The sequence below is a fragment of the Roseburia yibonii genome, from assembly GCF_014297335.1.
Taxonomy (GTDB): Bacteria; Bacillota; Clostridia; order Lachnospirales; family Lachnospiraceae; genus Roseburia_D; species Roseburia_D yibonii.
Map to the genome: position 1 here is coordinate 1 of NZ_JACOQH010000021.1, position 1,036 is coordinate 1,036.

Below are 1,036 nucleotides of genomic sequence, written 5' to 3' on the forward strand. Positions count from 1 at the left end.
AACCTGGTTATCGAGGGCGGAGCGGAAAGTGTCTGGCTGCCTACGGTTGGCAGATATGTGGTGACCCACAGCGGCAGGAGGCTTGTGATCAACATGCCGACGGACTGTTATAAGAGAGGAAAAGTCATGGTGCGGACGGATTCCGCGGCAACAGCGCAGAACGTGACATCGAACCTTTCTTTCCGGGATCTTAACGCTTTTACCAAACGGGCGTATGGAAATGACGTGGTAGTATGGGATCGTTACAAACAGACCAGCAGGAACTATAAATATGAGGGCGGCAGCTGGAAATATTTTGGCACGGATAAGACAGAAACGGTGTGGGGCGGTGATAATTACACCGTGAAATATACGCAGACACCGGAAAATTACCGGAATTATGCGATCGTGAGGACAGACCCGTCACCGGCGGGAACGACCGTGGCGGATACCGGCGGACAGGAGTATGTATGCAAAAATGTTTCTGCGGAGAATACGTTTTATGTCTGCTATTATCCAAAGAATTATACTGTCCATTTTGAAGGAAACGGTGCGACCGGCGGCTCCATGCAGGATCAGACGATCAACTATGGTGTGGCAGCAAAACTGAATAAAAACGGGTTTACCCGTGGATTTACCATCGGATATGATGTAAACGGCGGAAACAGCGTGGAACGTGGATCAGACAGTGTGGTTTCGGATTTCACGGGCTGGAAATTGAGCCCGGCGGCTGTCGGGATCTCCTATACGGATGAGCAGTCCGTAATGAATATCGCGGAACCGGGAAAGACCAGGAATCTTTATGCGGCATGGCATGACAACGCAGTAACACTTCCCAATGCGTCTAAAGCAGATGAATACTGGGAGCTCAGTGAGGATAACAAAGGATGGGTAAGGTATTACTTTACCGGATGGTACACGGCGCCGGATGGCGGAGTGTGTGTCGGAAGGGGCGGGGATGCCTATACACCAAAGCAGGACATCACGCTGTACGCGCACTGGACGTATAACGTATTCGTTTACTATGACGGCAATACGAATGACGGCGGCGGAATGG

1 protein-coding gene is annotated in these 1,036 nt (G+C 51.0%); it reads left to right on the top strand.

Annotated features, from left to right (window positions below; genetic code table 11):
- Positions 1–1,036, top strand: a 1,036-nt coding sequence (locus H8Z76_RS13445; protein ID WP_186982838.1) for an InlB B-repeat-containing protein, incomplete at both ends; no start/stop codon positions are given.